This window comes from Streptomyces sp. NBC_00503 (assembly GCF_036346895.1).
Lineage (GTDB): Bacteria > Actinomycetota > Actinomycetes > Streptomycetales > Streptomycetaceae > Streptomyces.
This window is the reverse complement of record NZ_CP107855.1, coordinates 7,996,644-8,016,461: the sequence shown is the minus strand read 5'-3', so window position 1 is coordinate 8,016,461 and position 19,818 is coordinate 7,996,644. Positions and strand designations below refer to the sequence as shown.

The 19,818-nt window shown below is 69.5% G+C and carries 14 protein-coding genes; 4 read left to right on the top strand and 10 right to left on the bottom strand.

Translation table 11 applies throughout. The features are described from left to right. Positions 1-107: 107 nt before the first annotated feature. The 10 genes from OG490_RS36605 to OG490_RS36560 all read right to left on the bottom strand — a co-directional run bounded on the left by OG490_RS36605 (position 108) and on the right by OG490_RS36560 (position 11,612). Complete coding sequence (locus OG490_RS36605; RefSeq protein ID WP_330300582.1) at positions 108-1,739, bottom strand: glycoside hydrolase family 27 protein; 1,632 nt, start codon at positions 1,737-1,739, stop codon at positions 108-110. A 137-nt stretch (positions 1,740-1,876) separates the two neighbouring features. Further along, the gene (locus OG490_RS36600) at positions 1,877-3,352 is read right to left on the bottom strand and encodes a non-reducing end alpha-L-arabinofuranosidase family hydrolase (RefSeq protein ID WP_330300581.1); all 1,476 of its coding nucleotides are present in this window, start codon (positions 3,350-3,352) and stop codon (positions 1,877-1,879) included. Beyond that, complete coding sequence (locus tag OG490_RS36595) at positions 3,352-4,140, bottom strand: cupin domain-containing protein (RefSeq protein ID WP_330300580.1); 789 nt, start codon at positions 4,138-4,140, stop codon at positions 3,352-3,354. Before OG490_RS36595 ends, OG490_RS36600 begins: the two co-directional genes overlap by 1 nt. Next, complete coding sequence (locus tag OG490_RS36590) at positions 4,092-4,952, bottom strand: PmoA family protein (RefSeq protein ID WP_330300579.1); 861 nt, start codon at positions 4,950-4,952, stop codon at positions 4,092-4,094. Before OG490_RS36590 ends, OG490_RS36595 begins: the two co-directional genes overlap by 49 nt. Further along, the gene (locus OG490_RS36585; protein ID WP_330300578.1) at positions 4,949-5,995 is read right to left on the bottom strand and encodes a Gfo/Idh/MocA family protein; all 1,047 of its coding nucleotides are present in this window, start codon (positions 5,993-5,995) and stop codon (positions 4,949-4,951) included. Before OG490_RS36585 ends, OG490_RS36590 begins: the two co-directional genes overlap by 4 nt. After that, positions 5,992-7,050, bottom strand: coding sequence for an endo-1,4-beta-xylanase (locus OG490_RS36580; RefSeq protein ID WP_330300577.1), 1,059 nt, complete (start codon positions 7,048-7,050; stop codon positions 5,992-5,994). Before OG490_RS36580 ends, OG490_RS36585 begins: the two co-directional genes overlap by 4 nt. Positions 7,051-7,079: 29 nt before the next feature. Beyond that, positions 7,080-8,417, bottom strand: a complete 1,338-nt coding sequence (locus OG490_RS36575) for a glycoside hydrolase family 30 protein (protein WP_330300576.1) — start codon at positions 8,415-8,417, stop codon at positions 7,080-7,082. Between the two features lie 93 nt (positions 8,418-8,510). Beyond that, a complete protein-coding gene (locus tag OG490_RS36570) occupies positions 8,511-9,341 on the bottom strand; it encodes a carbohydrate ABC transporter permease (protein WP_330300575.1) in 831 nt (276 codons plus the stop codon). After that, positions 9,338-10,327, bottom strand: coding sequence for a carbohydrate ABC transporter permease (locus tag OG490_RS36565; RefSeq protein WP_443065919.1), 990 nt, complete (start codon positions 10,325-10,327; stop codon positions 9,338-9,340). Before OG490_RS36565 ends, OG490_RS36570 begins: the two co-directional genes overlap by 4 nt. Beyond that, the gene (locus tag OG490_RS36560) at positions 10,320-11,612 is read right to left on the bottom strand and encodes an extracellular solute-binding protein (protein ID WP_330300574.1); all 1,293 of its coding nucleotides are present in this window, start codon (positions 11,610-11,612) and stop codon (positions 10,320-10,322) included. Before OG490_RS36560 ends, OG490_RS36565 begins: the two co-directional genes overlap by 8 nt. A gap of 241 nt (positions 11,613-11,853) precedes the next feature. Between OG490_RS36560 and OG490_RS36555 the strand changes: the two genes are divergently transcribed. The 4 genes from OG490_RS36555 to OG490_RS36540 all read left to right on the top strand — a co-directional run bounded on the left by OG490_RS36555 (position 11,854) and on the right by OG490_RS36540 (position 19,797). After that, a complete protein-coding gene (locus OG490_RS36555; RefSeq protein ID WP_330300573.1) occupies positions 11,854-12,867 on the top strand; it encodes a LacI family DNA-binding transcriptional regulator in 1,014 nt (337 codons plus the stop codon). Between the two features lie 111 nt (positions 12,868-12,978). Further along, entirely contained in the window at positions 12,979-15,198 is a 2,220-nt protein-coding gene (locus OG490_RS36550; protein WP_330300572.1) for a glycoside hydrolase family 3 N-terminal domain-containing protein, read from the top strand. Beyond that, positions 15,195-16,739, top strand: a complete 1,545-nt coding sequence (locus tag OG490_RS36545) for a glycoside hydrolase family 43 protein (RefSeq protein ID WP_330300571.1) — start codon at positions 15,195-15,197, stop codon at positions 16,737-16,739. The genes OG490_RS36550 and OG490_RS36545 overlap by 4 nt, the downstream gene beginning before the upstream one ends. Positions 16,740-17,070: 331 nt before the next feature. Continuing rightward, on the top strand, positions 17,071-19,797 hold the full coding sequence (locus OG490_RS36540; RefSeq protein WP_443065918.1) for a beta-L-arabinofuranosidase domain-containing protein: 2,727 nt from the start codon (positions 17,071-17,073) through the stop codon (positions 19,795-19,797). Positions 19,798-19,818: the final 21 nt, after the last annotated feature.

Here is a 19,818-nt window from a genome sequence, read left to right as displayed (position 1 = left end):
GTTTCCGGTGTCTCCCTTGATCGGTACAGACACCCGATCCATGACACTCGCGTAGACGTTCCCAGTCGAAACCAAGCCGCTCGGGTGTCATGAGGGGATCGCCACTGTCAGACTCGGCTCCACCGTTGGTTGGCGGCATTGTTGCATGTCCAGATCTGGACATGGACGCCGTTGGCCGTGGAGTTGCTGGGTACGTCCAGGCACTTGTTCGCGCCGAGGGCTGTGATGCTCCCGTCGGTGTTGAAGCGCCACTTCTGGTTGGCCTGGCCGTTGCAGTCCCAAATGAGCACGCTGCTGCCGTCGGCGGTGCCGTTGTTGTTCACGTCGAGGCACTTGTTTCCGTAGACCCGCAGTTCACCGGCCGCCGTGGAGGTCCACTGCTGGTTGCTCTGACCGTGGCAGTCCCAGATGTCCACCCGGGTTCCGTTCGTCTGGGAGGCTCCGGCGACATCGAGGCATCTTCCCGACCCCACTCCCTGGATCGTGGACGCGGGGTTGGGCGCTCCGCCGCTGACCCGGAACACCACGGTGCCGTGGGCCGGCACGCTCGCCGAGATGGCTCCGGTGGTCGAGGTGACGGCGTTCGTCCAGCTCTCACGCAGGCTGAAGGAGTTGCCGGACAAGCCGATCGCCGAGGCGGTGGTGCTGATCGTCGTCGCGCTGCCGCCCTGGTTGAACAGCGCGACCGCGACGTCGCCGTTGCTCAGCCGTTTGGCCAGGATGCGGCGGGTGCCGTCGTTGCTGACCTGGGTGGCCTGGAGGCCGAGCGGGTCCTGGTTGAGGTCGATCAGGTTCTGGTTCTTCATGATCGTGGCGGTCGCGGCGTCCATGTTCCGCATGTCGTTGCCCGCGATCAGTGGAGCGGCCATCATCGCCCAGAGGGCGAAGTGGCTGCGCATCTCGGTGTCGGTCATGCCACCCCGGCCGACCACCATCATGTCGGGGTCGTTGAACTGCCCCGGCTTGGCGTAGCCCGACAGCGGCGCGTTGACGTTGACGATGTTCTGGACGCCCATCGGATAGCCGTTGCTCTGACCGGAGTTCCAGACGTTGGTGATGTCCTCGGTTGTGCGCCAAATGTTGGCGACGTCGCCCCAGTTGCGCTGCGGGCCGGTCTTCTCGTGGATGCTGTTGGAGTTGATGCTGTAGAGGATCGGCCGACCGGTGGCCGCCAGGGCGTCGCGCATCTTCGCGAAGGTGCGGACCTGGTCGTCGATGGTGCCGGTGGGGGAACACCAGTCGTACTTGAGATAGTCGACGCCCCAGGCGGCGAACTGCCGGGCGTCCTGGACCTCGTGGTTGAGACTGCCGGTGGCACCCGGATAGGAACCGAAGTACTGGGCGCAGGTCCGGTCCAGAGGTGCTTGGTAGAGGCCGAACTTCAGGCCCCGGGTGTGCAGGTAGTCACCGAGGGCCTTCATGCCGCTGGGGAATCTCGACGGATTGGCCTGCAGGTTGCCGGCGGAGTCGCGGGTCGGGTCGAACCAGCAGTCGTCGACGACGACGTACTGATATCCGAGGTCGCGCATGCCGGAGCTGACCATCGAGTCGGCAGTCTGGCGGATCAGCGTCTCGTTGATGTTGCAGCCGAAGGTGTTCCAGGTGTTCCACCCCATCGGCGGGGTGCGGCCCGCGCCGTTGTCGAGCGCTTGAGCCTGTGGGGCGGAGGTGAGCGTGGAGGCCACGGCCAGGGCCAGGGCCGCCATGGTCAGCAGCGTGCGGTTTCGTTTCCTGCTCATGAAGATCGCTCCTTGGCGAATCGAAGACCGGGTTCATGGGGTGGACCGGCCACCTCATGAACCCGGTGCTCAGGGCTCGGCCTTCCGCCGAGCCCGCCGCGCCGGCTCCGCCGCGGAGCCGGACCCGTGTCACTCCGTCAGCGCTGCAGTGTCAGCAGACCCGGCCGGTAGGGCAGGAGGCCGTAGTCGATGCCGTCGGAGTTGGGGCTGCGTCCCTGGTAGAGCAACTGCAGGTTGCAGGGATCGACGGTCATGGTCTGATCGGCAGTGGTGCGGATCAGTTCGCCATGGCTGATGTCGTTGGTCCAGGTGGCACCGCTGTTGGCCTTGCCGGCGAAGGGGTTGCTCTCGGTGGCGGCCTGCGGGGTCCATGAACCGTTCAGGCTGGAGGCCGTGAACGAGCGGAAGTAGCGCTGCTCGTTCGCACCCCGAGCCTCGACGATCATGAGGTACTGGTTCTGGCCCTGGACCTTGTAGACCTGCGGCGCCTCGAACAGGTTCTTCACCGTGTCGCTCATGACCGTCGTGTACGAAGAGCCGAAGCTGCCCGGGAAGTTCCCGATCGGCATGCTCGCCCGGTAGATCTTGCCGTTGTCACCGGCGAAGAACAGGTACATGTTCTGGTCGTCACCGATGATCGTCTGGTCAATGGGTGCTGCTCCGGTGCCGATGCTTCCGGAGAAGAGCTCCTGCGGTGATGACCAGCCGTTCGGGTTGGTGGGGTCGCTCGACGTCCGGTAGGAGAACGCGGTCGCACCCCACTGGTAGGTGAGCACCCAGATGTTCTTCGGCGCGAAGTAGAACAGCGTCGGCGCGACGGTGCCGCTCGACATCGTGTTCTGGCTGGCCGATCCCATCTCCGACCAGTTGGTGAACGGGCTGAAGTTCATCGAGCCCCAGTTGTTTCCCGTGTCGTGGGTCGTCGCGTAGACGAGTTGCTTGCCGTTGTAGGGGACGACGGTGAAGTCCTTGAGCGAGGCCCAGCCGGGCTTGGGCTGCGCCAGCGCGCCCGTCGAGGTCCAGCGGTAGGACGACGGAAGACCACACGAGCCGGGGGTGCCGGCGCCGACCCGGACGAGCTGCCACTGCTGGTTGGTGCCGCCCCAGTCGTCGTACTGGACGATGTTCGCGTTGTCGGCGGTGGACCCGCCTTGTACTTCGAGGGCCTTGTTGCTGTGGCGCGCGATCAACCTCACGTAGCCGTCCGAGCTGTCGGCCAGCCGCCACTGCTGGTTGGTGCCGTTCACGTCGGCCCACTGGACGATCGCGGCGCCGTTCGCCGTGGACTTGTTCTGGACGTCCAGCACCTTGCCGGAGTGTCGGGACTTGATGCGGTAGTAGCCGTCGCCCGAGTCGATGAACTGCCACTGCTGCTGGTTCTGATCGTTCCGGGTCCACTGGGTGATGCGGGCGCCGTCATTGGTCGCCAGGTTGTAGACGTCCAGGGCCTTGCCGCTATTGCGGTTGACCAGCACGTACGAGGCGTTGGGGTCGACGGCCGTCGCCGCGCCGGCGGGCTGCACACCGAGGAAGGCGACCAGGAGCAGCAAGGGCGTGAGGACGGCGAGCAGGCGTCGTCTCAGGTGGACCGGGGATGGATGGCGGGACCACATCAGAAGGGCTCCTTCGGGGGGTGGGGGCGGGGTGACCCCGACGGCCCGCGGGGCGGACGCATTGAGGGGTCGGGGACGGGATAGGTGTGGAGGCGGCCGCACATGCCGAAGCGTTGGTGCTCCGGGCGCTCCAGGCGTGACACTGCGCCGTGGTCGAGGTGGGAGAGGTCTCCGGCCTTCAGCCGTTCCAGCTGACGGCCGGTCGTGACGGCCGCGGCGAGGGCGCCGTCACGCCAGCGGATCCGCCAGGCGTCCAGGAGCTCGCTCTTCAGGCGGTGGGCCGCGATGTGGAACTCCCGCAGCCCGCCTTCGCGCAAGGCCAGGAAACCCTCCAGTGCCAGGTCGCGGCGGCGGCGGGCTGCTGCGGAACGGTCGCCGCTCAGGCCGGCCGCCCGGCGGTAGGCGTGGGGATCGGCCAGCACGGGAGCGGGGAAGGTGAAGACGGCGTCGCCCGCCTCGGGGAGTCCACTGTTCTGCATGAGCACCACGAGGCGCAGGCCGCCGTCGTTGACGAGGCGGTGGATCGTGCCGGGGGTGAACCAGACGACGTCGCCGGGGAGCAGCGGGGTCTCGTCGAAACCGGAGGTGGTGAGGGTCTGGACGCTGCCCGCGCCGTCGATGACGACGTAGGCCTCGGAGCAGACGAGGTGCATGTGGGGCGTGCCACCGCACAGCCCGTCGGCGGCCTCCCAGTCATAGACGGTCAACCCGGAGATCCCCACGCCGCCGGGGAGCGGGGTCACCACGGGTGTTCCGCGATGTGGCGGGACAGGCGCCCGGGGGTCCATGCGCCGTCGGCCACGACGATCCGGTAGCGGCGCGACAGGGTGTCGCCGGGGGCCAGTGGCAGTTCCTTGTCGAAGGCCAGGGACGGGTTGACGGCGGGGATGGGCTCACTGCGGACGAACCAGTGGCCGGGGGCGTCGGGATCGTCCAGGAACAGCAGCGTGGAGGAGCGGTCGACCTCGTCGTGCGCGCCGATGAAGGCCAGCCAGTCGCCCTGCTCGCCCATCGCGGGGCCGATCACTTCGCCGCCGGTGAACTCGCGCGGGCCGCGCCAGAACAGGCCGGAGTACCCGGCGAGCTCTCTGCCCTGCGTGCCGGGGCTGCCGACCATCAGAGCGCTGTCGCGGACGTTGGTCAGCGAGGTGGTGACGTCCAGGGTCCAGAAGTCGGCCCCGACGTCGTGTGCGGTCAGCGTGCGGCGCTCGTCGATCCAGTGCTCCCCCGCCATCGTGTGCCAGGCCAGGGCTTCGGTGATCACGGCGCGGCCGTGGCCCGCTTCGGCGGACACGGCGAGGCTGCGCATCGTGCCGAGGTTCGGCAGGTCCACGTAGCCCTGGCCGCGCAGGTAGGTGCCGCCGCCCCAGAAGTTCTGTCCCGACAGCCACGACGCCGTGATCTGGATGCCCTTGTGCCACCGGTGGTCGTGCGGCCGGTACCCGGTGACCACGTCGCCGGCGAGCGTGCGCACCGGATGCAGGTAGGGCTTCGGGGCCTCGAAGGGGTCCATGACCGGCCGGTGCACGTACCGGAAGAGGTCGATGTCGCGGGCCCGGACGGTCAGCGAGTCCTCGTTCTCGAGGAGTTCGAAGGTCACCGGAACACCCCCGGGCGCCCTCCGTTGAGCGAGCCGTAGAACGGGTCGGCCGCGTCGATCTCTCCGCGCCGGACCGGCCGGCCGGTGATCGCGGCCTTGTACAGGGCGGTGACCAGTTCCATGGTGGGCCTGCCGGGATCGGGCGGGGTCCCCGCCTCGTAGTCGTCCAGGAAGGCCGCGAGTTGGGCGGTGTGCGAGCTGGGCACGTCGTCCGGCGGCTCCCACTTCACGTCCGGCGACCTCGTGGTGAAGGTCCAGTCCGCGTTGGAGTAGCCGTACAGGTGCCGCAGCTCGACCGTGGCGTCGGTGAGGTCGAAGCGCAGGTAGCTCTCCTCGCGCAGGGAAAGGACGCTGTTGAGAACCGTCGCGATGGCTCCGTTGTCGAACCGGACCAGGGCCGCGGACACGTCCTCGGTCTGGACTTCGCGCGCGAGGCGGCCGGCCATCGCGCGTACCTCGCTCCATTCGCCCAGCACCGCGAGCATCAGGTCCATCTGGTGGATGCCGTGCCCCAGGGTCGGGCCACCGCCCTCGTTCTCCCAGGTGCCGCGCCAGGGCACGTCGTAGTAGGCGTCGTCGCGGTGCCACGCCGTGACGCACTGCGCGACGAGCGGACGGCCCAGGGTCCCGGCCGCGATCCGGTCGCGCAGGTACCGGGCCCCCGAGCCGAACCTGTGCTGGAACACCGCGCCCGCGCGGGCGGGCCCTTCGGCGCGGCGGATCCGGTCGAGCTCGGCCAGCGACAGGGCCACCGGCTTCTCGCACCACACCCACGCCTGCGACTCCAGGCAGGCCACGGCCTGTTCGGCGTGCAGGAACGGAGGCGTGCACAGGTGCACCACGTCCGGACTCTGCTCCTCGAGCATCGTGTGCAGGTCGGTGTAGACCGCGGGGATGCCGTGTTCGGCCGCGAACTCCTCGGCGCGCGCGGCGTCCACGTCGACGGCTGCCACGATCCGGGCCCGGTGCGCCTGCGCGCGGAGGGCCGGAACGTGGCAGATGCCCGCGATCCCGCCCGTTCCGACGATCGCCGTCCTGATCATCCGCCCAGCACCTCCTTGATCGAGTGATAGGCGGGCTTGGGCATCAGGTTCTCGTCGTAGGGCAGCGCCGCGCCCTCGCCGGGGAAGACGGAGGGGATCCACGAGTACTTGTCCGTGTAGTCCCAGATGGTGACGCCGACGCACTTCTCGACCGCCAGGCAGGCCTTGACGTAGTCGGCGTACCAGGTGGCCTGGGTGGCGAGCTTTTCCGGGGTCGCGGGGAGGGCCATCCGGATGTCGAGCTCGGTGACCGCGACGTCGACCCCGAGGTCGGCGAAGCGCTGCATGTTCTGCTGGACGTCGCCTGGGAAGCCGTACTGGAGCGCCAGGTGGCCCTGGATGCCGAAGCCCTCCACCGGGACCCCGTCGGCCTTCAGCTGCTTGATCAGGGTGTAGTAGGCATCGCTCTTGGGGCCTATGCCGTCGACGTTGTAGTCGTTGAGGTACAGCTTGACGTGCCGGTCGGCCTCGTGGGCCCAGCGCAGGGCGTCGGCGATGTAGCCGGGGCCGAGCGTCTTGTAGAAGAGCGATTCGCGGTAGGTGCCGTCATCGTTGAAGGCCTCGTTGACCACGTCCCACTGGATCACCTGGCCCTTGAAGTGCCGGACCTCCGTCTGGATGTGGTTCTTGAGGATGGCGCGCAGCTCGTCGGCGCTCCAGGTGCCCTCGGTGAGCCAGGCGGGGAGCTGGTTGTGCCAGATGAGGGTGTGGCCGCGGACCTTCTGGTGGTGGGCCTTGGCGAACGAGACGACCTTGTCGGCGTCGGTGAAGTCGAAGACTCCGCGCTCGGGCTCGGTGGCGTACCACTTCATGGCGTTGCCGGGGGTGGTCTGGCCGAATTCGCTGCCGAGGAGCTTCAGGTAGGCGGCGTCGGTGAACTCGGGGTTGTCGGTGGCGGAGCCGAAGTACTTGTGGTGCTTCGCGGCCAGTTCGCCGAGCGTCCTGGGACGGGGCTCGGCGGCCGCCGGCGCAGCGGCGAGGCCGGCCGAAAGGCAGACGGCGGCGGACAGGGCGGTGAGGATCCGGGACACGGGAGCGGACAGGTGAAGGGACATGGCGGGTTACTCCTCGGGGTGCGGGCGGTTCAGTCGAGGACGATCGTGGTCAGCGCGCGCGGGGCGAGCGTCGCCGTGAGGGCCGTGCCGTGCGTGGAGACGATGTCGGCCGGGGAGATCGAGCGGGTCCCGTCGGTGACGTAGCCGTCGGGGTGCCGGTCGTGGCCGCCGCGAAGGGAGAACTCGGCGGAGCTTTCGGTAGTCGCGGTGTTGAGGATTTCGATCACGCGGCTGCCGTCGGTGTTGCGGAAGGCCGTGATCTGCAGTGCCGGGTCGGCGTTCGTGACCGGCACGCGGACGGCGCCGGGGCGGATGAAGCGGCTGAAGGCGGCCAGGGCCCAGTACCGCTTGGACACCCGGTAGTCGTCACCGGGGTTGGCGAGCTGGATCAGTCCCCGGGTCGCGCCGAGGGACGCGCCGGTCCAGTAGACGTAGGCACTGGCGTTGCCGACGGTCAGGGTGTTCTGGATGTCGGCGGCGACGGCGAGACCGTCGTATCCGGTGCCGTCGTCCCAGTTCTCGTTCCAGGTGGCGCCGTCCGGAGACCATTCCGACATCCACACGGGCTTGTCGGTCGGCTGCGGGACCGCGGTGGGACCGCTGTAGCGGTGGCCGGTGACGGTCCGCACGGACTTGGCGGCGGCGGGGTCCGCCTCGATGGCCTCGGTGTAGGAGACCTGCCGGTCCCAGCCCGCGGCGTCGCAGCAGACCAGCCCGGTCTTCAGTCCGGATGCGCGGACGGTCGGCCCGAGCACCTTGAGGAAGTCGACGGCCTGCTGCGGGGTGAACCGCATCGAGGCGTAGGTCGCCGTCCAGTCGGGTTCGTTGGTGAATCCCAGGTCGGTGATCCCGATGCCTTCCTGGCGGTAGAACTTCGCGTACTGCACGAGGTAGTTCGCGTAGGCCTGACGCCATTCGGGCCGCAGCTCGCCGCCGTTGTTCTCGCTCCCGTTGGTCTTCATGAAGGCCGGGGCGCTCCAGGCGTCGGCGTAGAACCGTTTGACGCCGTAGGACTTGGCCTCCTTGGCGAGCCAGACCTGGCCGCCGTCCCAGCCGTCCCAGACGTACTTCGGCGTGGCGTCCGGCCCGCCGGGATCGGTCGGCAGGATCGTCGGCATGTGGTCGTAGACCTTGTCGGTCGACGACCCGATGCCCAGGCGCAGGATCGAAAGGCCCGCGCCCTTGTCCTTGCTGAACAGCAGGTCGAGCACTTCGCGTTGCTTGGCCGGGCTGAGGCCGCGCGCGCCGTGCAGCAGGTCGGCCCGCTGGAAGGCCATCGAGAAGCCGAATCCGTCTATGGGCTGGAGCGCCGTGCGGAAGTCGATGGCGCTGCCGCTTCGCTCGGGGGCGGGGGCGGGGGCGGCCACGGCCTGTGATGTTAACGCTAACAAAAATGGGACTGCCAGTGCGATCAGACGTTTCACCATGTCTCCTCGGGGGTGGAGGTCGTGCGGGACGGGTCAGCCCTTGGTGGCGCCCGCCGTGAGGCCGCCGATCAACTGCCGCTCGGCGACGGCGTAGAACGCGAGGGCGGGGACCATGGCGAGCACGATGTAGGCGAGGACGAGCGCGTAGTCGGTCGAGTACTGGCCCTGGAACTGCTGGACTCCGACCGGGATCGTCTGCCATTTCGGGTCGTTGAACACCAGCAGCGGCAGGAAGAAGTTGTTCCAGCTCGCGACGATCGCCAGCACCGACACCGTGCCGAGCGCCGGACGCGCCATCGGCAGCAGGATCTTCCAGAAGAACCGGAACTTGCCGCAGCCGTCCATGATCGCCGCCTCCTCGACCTCCGCCGGGATGGTCCGGAAGAAGCCGCGCAGGATGATGATCGTCATGGGGAGCCCGAAGGCCGCCTGCGGAAGGATCACTCCCAGCGGGTTGTCGAGCAGGTCGAAGTTGCGCAGCAGCAGGAACAAGGGCAGGACGGCCACTGCGAACGGGAACATGAGCCCGATCGTGAACAGCGTGTAGAAGAGCTCCCTGCCCCGGAAGGCGTAGCGGGCCAGTACGAACGCCGCCATCGCGGAAGCCGCCACCGTGCAGCACGTCGTGCCGATCGCGATGCCCGCGCTGTTGGCGATCTGCCGCCAGAACATTCCGTCGCCGAGGATGCCGGTGTAGTTGCCGGTCTTCCAGTGTTCGGGCAGCCCGAACGGGTTGGTCGTCAGCTCGCCGGTGCTCTTGAACCCGGAGATCACCGCGTAGACCAGCGGCACGACGACGAACGCGCCGATCAGCCAGACCACGGCGTGCAGCGACAGGCCGCGTGCCGTCCTGCGTGCGTTCATCGGCCACCTCCCGAGGTGACGGCCCCGCTCAGGTCACGGCGGAGCACGTAGCGCTGGTAGAAGAGGGAGAAGACCAGGCTGATCATGAACATCACCACGCTGATCGCACTGGCATAGCCGACCTGGTAGCGCTTGAACCCGAACTGGAACATCGAGATCGCCATCGTCTCGGAGGAGTGGTTGGGCCCGCCCGCGGTCATGACCCAGACCAGGTCGAAGAGCTGGATGGCCCCGATGATCGAAAGGAAGGCGCTGATCCGGATCGTCGGGCCGAGCAGCGGCAGCGTCACGTGCCGGAAGCGCTGCCATGCGCCCGCGCCGTCGATGGAGGCGGCTTCGAGGACCTCGCCCGGAATGCTCTGCAGTCCGGCGAGGAAGAGCATCATGTGGAAGCCGAAGTACTTCCAGGTCATGACCACGAACAGGGTCGGCATGACCGTCGAGGGATCGGCGAGCCACTTCCCCTGCAGCCCCTCCAGACCGAGGGCGCCGGCGAGATGGTCCGCCATGCCGGCACCGGGAAGGAAGATCATCGTGAAGAGGACCGCCGTGACCACCTCGGACAGGATGTACGGCGCGAAGAACAGCATCCGGTAGACGGCCCGGCCGCGCAGCCGCTGGTTGAGCAGGACCGCGGTGAACAGCGCGAAGGGCAACTGCACCGTGATCGACAGGGCGATCAGGTACAGCCCGCGCTTCAGATCGCCGAGGAAGACCTGATCGCGGAAGAGCGCGGCGTAGTTCCCGAAGCCGATGAAGTCGTCCAGGGGGCCGATCCCGCCCCACTTGAAGAAGCCGGTGCAGACGGCGACGACGATCGGGGCGAGGACGAAGACGAGGAAGAGGACCAGAGCCGGGACGAGGAACCAGGCGACCGACGCCCAGCTTCCCAACCCGCGCAGGAGCGACCGTGCCGGGGCTGGCGGGAGCGCCGGCACGGCGTCCTTCGTCCGCTCCTCGGTCAGGGTGGACACGGAGCTAGGCACCCTTCGCAGCCTCGGTGATCGACTTGGTGACCTGCTCGGGCGTCTTCTTGCCCGCGATGAGGTCGGCGACGCTGTCGTTGACCTCCTGGCCGACCGCGGGCGGGTAGGCCTGGTCGAGGAAGAGCTGGAAGCCCGTCGCCTTGACCAGGCTGTCGGCCACCACCTTTCTGTTGGGCTCGGTGAGCTGGCTCTCCGCGCCCTTGACCACCGGCAGGTAGCCGTTGGAGGCCAGCAGCTTCGACTCGTTCTCCAGCACGAAGAACTTCAGGAAGTCCAGCGCCTCTTTCGGGGCGCCCTTGCGCAGCGCGAAGCCGCTGCCACCGCCGAACACCTCGGTGGCCTGGCCGACGCCGCCCTCGACCGTTGGGAAGGGGAAGAAGCCCAGGTCCGCTCCGAGGTCCGCGCCCGCGTCCTTCTGCACCGACGGCGCCCACTGCCCCATCAGCTCCATGGCGGCCTTGCCGTTGCCCATGGTCGCGGCCTGGCCGCCGGGGGCGGAGTAGCCGGCGCCGAGGAAGCCCGTCTGGAACGGCTGGAGGTCGACCAGCTCCTTGAGGTGGGTGCCCGCCTGGACGAAGCCGGCGCCGGTGAAGTCCTTGGTGGTCGCGGCCTGCTGCAGCGCGGGGAGGCCGGCGACGCGCATCGCGAGGTAGGCCCAGTAGTAGTGGCCCGGCCATTTCTCCTTGCCCGCGAGGGCGATCGGAGTGACGCCGGCCGCCTTGAGCTTCTTGACGTCTTCGAGGAACTCGGCCCAGGTGGCCGGCGGAGCGGTGATCCCGGCCTGGGCGAAGAGCTTTTTGTTGTACCAGAAACCGACCATGCCGACGTCGTAGGGCACCCCGTAGGTCCGGCCCTCGAACTGATAGGCCTGCAGCGAGACCGGGGTGAGCTCGGACGACCACCCGAACTCCTCGGTGAGGTCCTCGACCAGCCCCGCGTCGATCTGCTGCCGCAGAACGCCGCCGCCCCAGGTCTGGAAGACGTCGGGGAGCTTGCCCGACGAAGTGTTGGCCGTCAGCTTGGACTTGAAGGCCTCGTTCTCCAACGAGGTCGTGTTGATCGTGATGTTCGGGTGAGCGGTCGTGAACGCCGAGGAGATCTCCGGGAACAGGGACTTGCCCGGTTCCGTCGTGGCGATGTTCCACCACGCGAAGGTCACCTTGCCGTCGGCCGCCGACCCCGAGCCGGAGCCCCCGCCGCCGCAGGCTGCGGTGAGCGAGACGGACAGAGCGGTCAGGCCCGAGAGCGCGAGGAAGCTTCGTCGACTCGGGGGTGTGCTGGCCATGGGACCTCCGGGGTGGTGAATGCCGGTTCAGTTCGAAAATGTTTCGTAACATTCTCGAATTCGTGCTGCCACAAACTAGGAACGTGAAGCCCCCCGGTCAAGCCTTCTCACCGAATTTCCGTCCGCAGCAACCCACTTATGGCTTGACAACCAGGTCACACCGACCGGAAACTCTTCGAAAGTTTGCGATACCTGTCGCCAACTCAAGGCGTCCTCAAGGCGTCCGCGCGGAGGAGAGAAGTTGAGCGAGCAGCGCCCGACCCTGGCCGTCATCGCCGCTGAGGCGGGGGTCTCACAGGCCACCGTGTCCAAGGTGGTCAACGGCCGCTCCGACGTCGCACCCGCGACACGCGAACGGATCGAAGGCCTGCTGCGCTCCCACAACTACCTCCACCCCGGCGCGCAGGCCAGGGCCCGCAGGTCCGGCCTGGTCGACCTGATCATCGGCGGGCTGGACAGCGCCTGGGCAGTGGAAATACTGCGCGGCGTCGAAGCCGAGTGCGCCCAGCGGAGCGTCGGCACCGTCGTGTCGCTCGTCCCGCCGGGCGAGGCCACGCCTTCGAGTTGGGCCGCGCTGCCGGTCCTGCACCACAGCGACGGCGTCATCCTCGTCACCGCCTCGGTCACCCAGGCCCAGCGCGCCCAGATCGAACAGGCCGGGGTGGCACTCGTCGTCATCGACCCGATCGACCTGCCGGGCAACGGTGTGCCGAGCATCGGCGCGACCAACTGGGCGGGCGGCCTCGCCGCCACGGAACACCTGCTGGAGCTGGGGCACCGCCGGATCGCCGCGATCGGCGGGCGCAAGGAGATGCTCTGCAGCCAGGCCCGCATCGACGGGTACCGCGCCGCGCTGGAGCGGGCCGGGATCGAGGTCGACCGCGGCCTGATCCGGTTCGGCGACTTCCAGCACGAGGGCGGGTTCCAGCGCGCCCGGGAACTGCTCGCCCTCCCCGAGCCGCCGACCGCCATCTTCGCCGGCAGCGACCAGCAGGCGATGGGCGTCTACGAAGCCGCCCGCCAGGGCGGACTGAGCATCCCGCAGGACCTCAGCGTGGTCGGCTTCGACGACCTGCCGATGTGCGACTGGCTGTCCCCGCCGCTGACGACGGTGCGCCAGCCGCTGGAGGAGATGGGCCGGCTCGCCGCCCGCACGCTCTTCCAGCTCCTGGACGGCCAGCCCCTGGTCAGCCCCCGGATGGAGCTCTCGACCGAGCTCAAGGTCCGCCTCTCCACCGCCCCGCCCCGTTCCTAGCGCCGTAACCGGAAAGGTCCACCGGGTCGCGGCGCCCGGCACGGCACCTTTCCATCGCACCGAACACCGCGACCCGGCAAACCTTCCCGGCCACAGCACTAGGAGTCTTCCTTGACCGAGCCCTGGCGTGACCCCCTCCTGCCCGTGCCCCTACGAGTCGCCGATCTGCTGAAACGGATGACGCTGGAGGAGAAGGCGGGTCAGCTCGCCGGCTTCTGGGCGCTGCCCTCGGATCCGGGCGCACCCGTCGCGCCGATGGAGGACGATTCCGGGGAGTCCGCGCCCGGCCTCGACGACATCGTCGCCCACGGCCTCGGCCAGCTCACCCGGGTGTACGGCACCGCGCCCATCACCGCGGAGGCCGGGATGGAACGGCTCGCCTCGCTCCAGCGGCAGGTGACCGGATCCGGCCGGTTCGGGATACCGGCGGTCGCTCACGAAGAGTGCCTGACCGGGTTCATGACGTTCGGGGCGACGGTCTTCCCCGGGCCGCTGGCCTGGGGCGCCTCCTTCGATCCCGGGCTCGTGCGCCGGATGGCCGCCGCCATCGGCGCGGGGATGCGGCGGGTCGGCGTCCACCAGGGGCTGGCCCCGGTGCTCGACGTGGTCCGCGACTACCGGTGGGGCAGGACCGAGGAGTGCATCGGCGAGGACCCCTATCTCGTCGGAGCGATCGGCACCGCCTATGTGCAGGGCCTGGAGGGCGCCGGGATCGTGGCGACCCTCAAGCACTTCGCCGGGTACTCGGCCTCGCGCGGCGGCCGGAACATGGCCCCCGTCGCCTCGGGACCGCGCGAGTTCGCCGACGTCCTGGTCGAGCCCTTCGCACGGGCACTGCGCGAGGGGGGCGCCCGGTCGGTGATGAACAGTTACACCGACGTGGACGGCGTCCCGGTGGCTGCCGACGAGCGGCTGCTGACCGAACTGCTCAGGGGCGAGCTGGGGTTCAGCGGTGTGGTCGTCGCCGACTACTACGCCGTCTCCTTCCTGGAGACCCGGCACGGAGTCGCCGGATCGCGGGGCGCGGCCGGCGCACTGGCGCTGACCGCCGGGATCGACGTCGAACTGCCCACGGCCCGGTGCTACGGCGAGCCGCTGACCGAGCTCGTGCGGGCGGGAACCGTGTCCGAGGAGCTCATCGACCGGGCCGCGGAACGGGTCCTGCTCCAGAAGGCCGAGCTCGGCCTGCTCGACCCCGACTGGGAGCCCGTCAAGCCCGAGCCGGTCGACCTCGACCCGCCGGAGAACCGGGCACTGGCCAGGCTCCTGGCCGAAAGATCCACCGTGCTGCTCGCCAACGACGGCATCCTGCCGCTGCGGCCGTGCCGGGTCGCGATCAGCGGGCCTTACGCCGACGACCCCCAGTCCTTCCTCGGCTGCTACTCCTTCCCCAACCACGTCGCGCTGCCAGGCGACCTCGGGCTGGAGATCCCGACGCTCGGCGAGGCGCTCACCGCCGCCGGGTTCACGGTCACCGCGGACGATCCGGACGTGAACCTGCTGGTGCTCGGGGACCGGGCCGGCATGTTCGGCCGGGGCACCTCCGGAGAGGGCTGCGACGCCGAAACCCTCGACCTGCCCGGCGACCAGGCCGCACTGGCCTCCGCCCTTCTGGACTCGGAGGTGCCGACCGTCCTGGTCCTCGTCTCCGGACGGCCCTACGCGCTCGGCACGCTGGCCGAGCGCGCATCGGCCGTGGTGCAGGCCTTCTTCCCCGGCGAGGAGGGCGGGACGGCGCTGGCCCGGATCATCAGCGGCGCCGCGGAACCGTCCGGGCGGCTGCCCGTCTCCATCCCCCGCCAGGTCGGCGGCCAGCCCGGCACCTACCTGCACGGCAGGCTCGGCGGGCACACCGACTGGAGCTCGGTGGACCCCACCCCGCTGTTCCCGTTCGGACACGGGCTGAGCTGGACCACCTTCACCTGCTCGGAGCTCTCCGTGGATCCGGTCGCCGCGACGGACGGCGCCGTCGCCGTGTCGGTCACCGTACGCAACGTCGGCGAGGTGGCCGGGACCGAGGTGGTCCAGCTGTACCTCTCCGACCCCGTGGCCTCCGTCGTCCGGCCGCAGCGGTGGCTCGCCGGATTCGCCAGGGTCGAACTGGGGCCGGGCGCGGCCGCCCGGATCACCTTCTCCGTCCATGCCGACCGGACCTCCTTCACCGGGCTCGACCTGCGCAGAAGAGTGGAGCCCGGGGAGATCGGCGTGGCCGTCGGACGGTCCAGCGGCGATCTTCCGCTCCAGGGCTCCTTCACCCTGGAGGGCCCCGTACGTCACCCGGCGGCCGACCGGGTGCTGTCCGTGCCGGTCGAGATCGTGCCGGTTTCATGACCGCGTTCTTCGATGATCCCGTCTTCGGTGAGCCCGTGCTGCCCGGGTTCCGGCCCGACCCGTCCGTCTGCCGGGTGGGAGCGGACTACTACCTGGTGACGTCCAGCTTCGAATGGTTCCCGGGCCTTCCCGTCTTCCACAGCCGCGACCTCATGAACTGGCGGCGCATCGGCTCCGCGCTCGACCGGCCGTCCCAGCTCGACCTCGACGGGTGCGAGCCCTCCCGGGGCCTGTTCGCGCCGACGATCCGGCACCATGACGGGGTCTTCCACCTCGTCTGCACGCTGATGGACGGCCCCGGCCATTTCGTCGTCACCGCGACCGACCCGGCGGGGCCGTGGTCGGAGCCGCACTGGCTGGAGGGCGAGGGCTTCGACCCGTCGCTGTTCTTCGACGACGGGCCGGACGACGACGATGGGCACGGGCACGGGCACGGCGACGGTCACGGGGACGGGGACGGCGACGGCAACGGCCGGGCCTGGTTCACCGCCGCACGAGTCGTGGACGTAGCCGCGGGCCGTACCGAGATCTGGATGCGCGAATACCTTCCCCGGGAGCGACGGCTGACCGGCCCCGAGTACGTCCTGTGGTCGGGAACCCACCCCGGCGCCCGATGGTCGGAAGCTCCGCACCTGTACAAGACCGGCGGCACCTATCTACTGGTCACCGCCGAGGGCGGCACCGATGTGGACCACAGCGTGGTGGCCGCCCGCGCCGACCGCGTGACCGGCCCCTACGAGGGCGCCCCCGGCAATCCGGTGCTACCGCCCGCCAAGGGCCCGGTCACCTGCACCGGGCACGCCGACCTCGTACAGACCCCGAACGGCGACTGGCGGGCCGTCCTCCTGGGCGTCCGCCCCGGCTCCGCCCTCGGCCGCGAGACCTTCCTCAGCCGGATCACCTGGGACGCGGGCTGGCCGGTCTTCTCCCCCGTCGCCCACACCGACCCACGCCGCCCCGTCCACGACGACTTCGCCACGCTCTCCCCGGACTGGAGCAGCCTGCGCACACCGCCCGAGCGGTTCTGGGCCACCGGCGACGGGCTCCGCCTCCAGCTCCGCCGCGAACGCCTCGGCGACCGCGCCACCCCGTCCCTCCTGGCCCGCCCCCAGGAACAGCCCGACTGCGACGTCTCCACCGAACTGCACTTCACCCCCGCCGCGCCGGACGAAGAGGCGGGCCTCGCCGTAGTCCTCGACGACGACACCCATCTCCTCTTCCTCCGCACCGCGGAAGGGCTCAGCCTCCGCCACGGGGCCGAGGTCCTGGCCGGCGCTCCCCTCCCCCCGGGCCCCGTTCGCCTTGGGGTCCGCATCCGCGGCTTCAGCCACACCTTCGCCCACTCGGCACCGGACGGCGCCTGGCAGGACCTGGCCACCGTCGAAGCCACCTTCCTCACTCCGCTGTTCACCAGCATCCAGCTCGGCCTCTACGCCACCTCCAACGGCCGCCCCTCCACCAACCAAGCCCACTTCGCGTGGTTCGACATCACGTACCTGAGCCCGAGCCCGAGCCCGCAGGAACCGCCGGGCAGGCCCTGACGTCGCTGCTGCCGCGGCCAGGTGGCGGTCCGCGTCCGCCACCTGCCGGCTCGCACCTCACCTCCCGCCCAGCCGACCGCATTTGACCGCGGTGTAGGTGGCGCGTTGCACGCCACCGGAGTGGATCGGTCGCCCGGAGCAGCTGCGCGCGGTGCGCGGTGCGCGGGCCGGCCTTGTCGGCGCCGCCCGTCGAAAGTATTGACACGTCAATTGTGAGCGCTAACACTCATGCGCAGCAGGCGGCCGCCCCCACCGACCTCGCAGCCGCCGGTTGAAGCCCAACAGCCCTTGTGCGCGGCGTCCTCATCTCTCACGGACCATGGAGTTCGCCATGCCGGTTCCCCCCTTCAGCCGCCGCGCCATGATCAAGGCGACCGGCGTCGCGGCCGTAGCCGCGGCTGTCGGCCCCGTACTCAACACCGTCTCCGCCGCGGCCCAGACGCCCCCGGTCGGGTCCGACGTCGGAGTGTCGGCGCTCCCGTTCGACCTGGGTCAGGTCCAGCTCACCAGCAGCCGCTGGCTCGACAATCAGAACCGCACCCTGGCCTATCTCCGCTTCATCGACGTCGACCGGCTGCTGTACAACTTCCGCGCCAACCACCGGCTCTCCACCAACGCCGCGACCCCGACCGGAGGATGGGACGACCCGGCGTTCCCCTTCCGCACCCACGTGCAGGGCCACTTCCTCACGGCATGGGCACAGGCCTACGCCGCGGTCGGGGACACCACCTGCCGCGACAAGGCCGACCGCATGGTGGCCGAACTCGCCAAGTGCCAGGCCAACAACTCCACCGCGGGCTTCTCCGCCGGCTACCTGTCGGGCTTCCCCGAGGCCGACTTCACCAGCCTCGAAGCAGGCACGCTGACCAACGGCAACGTCCCGTACTACTGCGTCCACAAGACCATGGCCGGCCTGCTCGACGTGTGGCGCCTCATCGGCAACACGCAGGCCCGCGACGTCCTCCTCGCGCTCGCCGGCTGGGTCGACCGGCGCACCGCCGCGCTCAGCCAGAGCAAGATGCAGTCGTTGTTGGGCGTCGAGTTCGGCGGCATGAACGACGTGCTGGCCGACCTCCACCAACAGACCGGCGACGCACGCTGGCTGACCACCGCCCAGCGCTTCGACCACGCGGCGGTCTTCGACCCCCTCGCCGCGAACCTGGACCAATTGAACGGTCTGCACGCCAATACGCAGGTGCCCAAGTGGATCGGAGCCGTCCGCGAGTACAAGGCCACCGGGACGACCCGTTACCGCGACATCGCCGCCAACGCGTGGACGATCTGCACCACTTCGCACACCTACGCCATCGGCGGCAACAGCCAGGCGGAACACTTCCGGGCCCCGAACGCCATCTCCGGCTTCCTCGTCCCCGACACCTGCGAGCTCTGCAACTCCTACAACATGCTCAAGCTGACCCGAGACCTGTGGCAGCTGGACCCCGGCCGGGCGTCGTACTTCGACTTCTACGAGAAGGCCCTGCTCAACCACGTCATCGGCGCCCAGAACCCGGCCGACCCGCACGGGCACGTCACCTACTTCACCCCCCTCGACCCGGGCGGCCGCCGCGGCAAGGGCCCGGCGTGGGGCGGCGGCACCTGGAGCACCGACTACGACACGTTCTGGTGCTGCCAGGGAACGGGCATCGAGTCCAACACAAAGCTGATGGACTCCATCTACTTCCACGACGGCAGCACCATCCTCACCGTGAACCTGTTCCTCCCCTCCGTCCTGAACTGGACCCAGCGAGGCGTCACCGTCACCCAGACCACCTCCTATCCGGCAGACGACACCACGACGCTCAAGGTCACCGGCGGCGCCGGCGGGACCTGGTCGATGCGCATCCGCATCCCCGGATGGACCTCGGGCGCCACCGTCAGCGTCAACGGCGTCGCCCAGAGCGTCACGGCCAGTCCGGGCACCTACGCCACGCTCACCCGGGCCTGGGCCTCCGGCGACACCGTCACCGTGAAGCTCCCCATGCGCGTGGCCCTCCAGGCCTCCAACGACAACCCCGGTGTCGCGGCGATCACCTACGGCCCCGCCGTCCTCGCCGGCAACTACGGCAGCACCACCCTGTCCTCCCTCCCGGCCCTGGACCCCTCCTCGATCACCCGGACCAGCAGCACCGCCCTCGCGTTCGCGGCCACCGCCAACGGAACGAAGGTCGAACTCGGCCCGTTCCACGACGCCCAGGGCTTCAACTACACCGTCTACTGGCGGACCGACAGTCCCGGCTTCCGTCTCGTCAACGCGGCCAGCGGACTCGTCCTCGGCATCCGGGACATGTCCACCGCCGACGGGGGCCTCGCCCTGCAGTGGACCGACTCCGGCACCGCCGACCACGACTGGCTCCTCCTCGTCGACGGCACCGCACTGCGGCTGCGCAACCTCAACAGCGGCAAGGTCCTCGGCGTGAAGGACATGTCCACCGCCGACAACGCCCCGGTCCTCCAGTGGGCCGACACCGGCACCGCCGACCACCGGTGGACCGTCGTCGACTCAGGCAACGGCTACCACAAGCTTCAAAACGTCCACACCGGCAAGCTGCTCGGCATCGAAGGCGGCTCCAGCGCCAACGGCGCCGCAGCCGTGCAGGTGCCCGACACCGTAGCCCCCACCAGCCAGTGGCAGTTCGTCCCCGACGGCGCCAGGCGCATCCAGAACGTCGCCAGCGGGCGGGTCCTCGGTGTGCGGAACATGTCCACCGCCGACGGCGGCCTCGCCATCCAGTGGGACGACAGCGGCACCGCCGACCATCTCTGGACGGCCGTCGTCGACACCGGCGGCTATCTGCGCCTGCGCAACTCCCACAGCGGCAAGGTCCTCGCCGTGGAGAACGGCGCCACCGCCAACGGCGCCCGGATCGTCCAGTGGGCGGACGACGGCGCTGCCGACCACCGGTGGCGCCTGCGCCACGGCGGCGGCGACGCCTTCAGGATCCAGTGCGCCAACAGCGGCCGCGTCCTCGGCGTCTCCGACGCCTCCACCGCCCAGGGAGCACAGACCGTCCTCTGGGACGACAACGGCACCGCCGACCACCTGTGGCGCTTCATCTGACCCTGCCGCAAGCGCCCGCCG

What these genes read in the sequence shown, in the direction of transcription:
- OG490_RS36605 (WP_330300582.1), bottom strand. Translation starts at nt 1,739, where the DNA reads ATGAGCAGGAAACGAAACCGCACGCTGCTGACCATGGCGGCCCTGGCC.
- OG490_RS36600 (WP_330300581.1), bottom strand. Translation starts at nt 3,352, where the DNA reads ATGTGGTCCCGCCATCCATCCCCGGTCCACCTGAGACGACGCCTGCTC.
- OG490_RS36595 (WP_330300580.1), bottom strand. Translation starts at nt 4,140, where the DNA reads ATGGACCCCCGGGCGCCTGTCCCGCCACATCGCGGAACACCCGTGGTG.
- OG490_RS36585 (WP_330300578.1), bottom strand. Translation starts at nt 5,995, where the DNA reads ATGATCAGGACGGCGATCGTCGGAACGGGCGGGATCGCGGGCATCTGC.
- OG490_RS36580 (WP_330300577.1), bottom strand. Translation starts at nt 7,050, where the DNA reads ATGTCCCTTCACCTGTCCGCTCCCGTGTCCCGGATCCTCACCGCCCTG.
- OG490_RS36570 (WP_330300575.1), bottom strand. Translation starts at nt 9,341, where the DNA reads ATGAACGCACGCAGGACGGCACGCGGCCTGTCGCTGCACGCCGTGGTC.
- OG490_RS36560 (WP_330300574.1), bottom strand. Translation starts at nt 11,612, where the DNA reads ATGGCCAGCACACCCCCGAGTCGACGAAGCTTCCTCGCGCTCTCGGGC.
- OG490_RS36545 (WP_330300571.1), top strand. Translation starts at nt 15,195, where the DNA reads ATGACCGCGTTCTTCGATGATCCCGTCTTCGGTGAGCCCGTGCTGCCC.
- OG490_RS36540 (WP_443065918.1), top strand. Translation starts at nt 17,071, where the DNA reads ATGCCGGTTCCCCCCTTCAGCCGCCGCGCCATGATCAAGGCGACCGGC.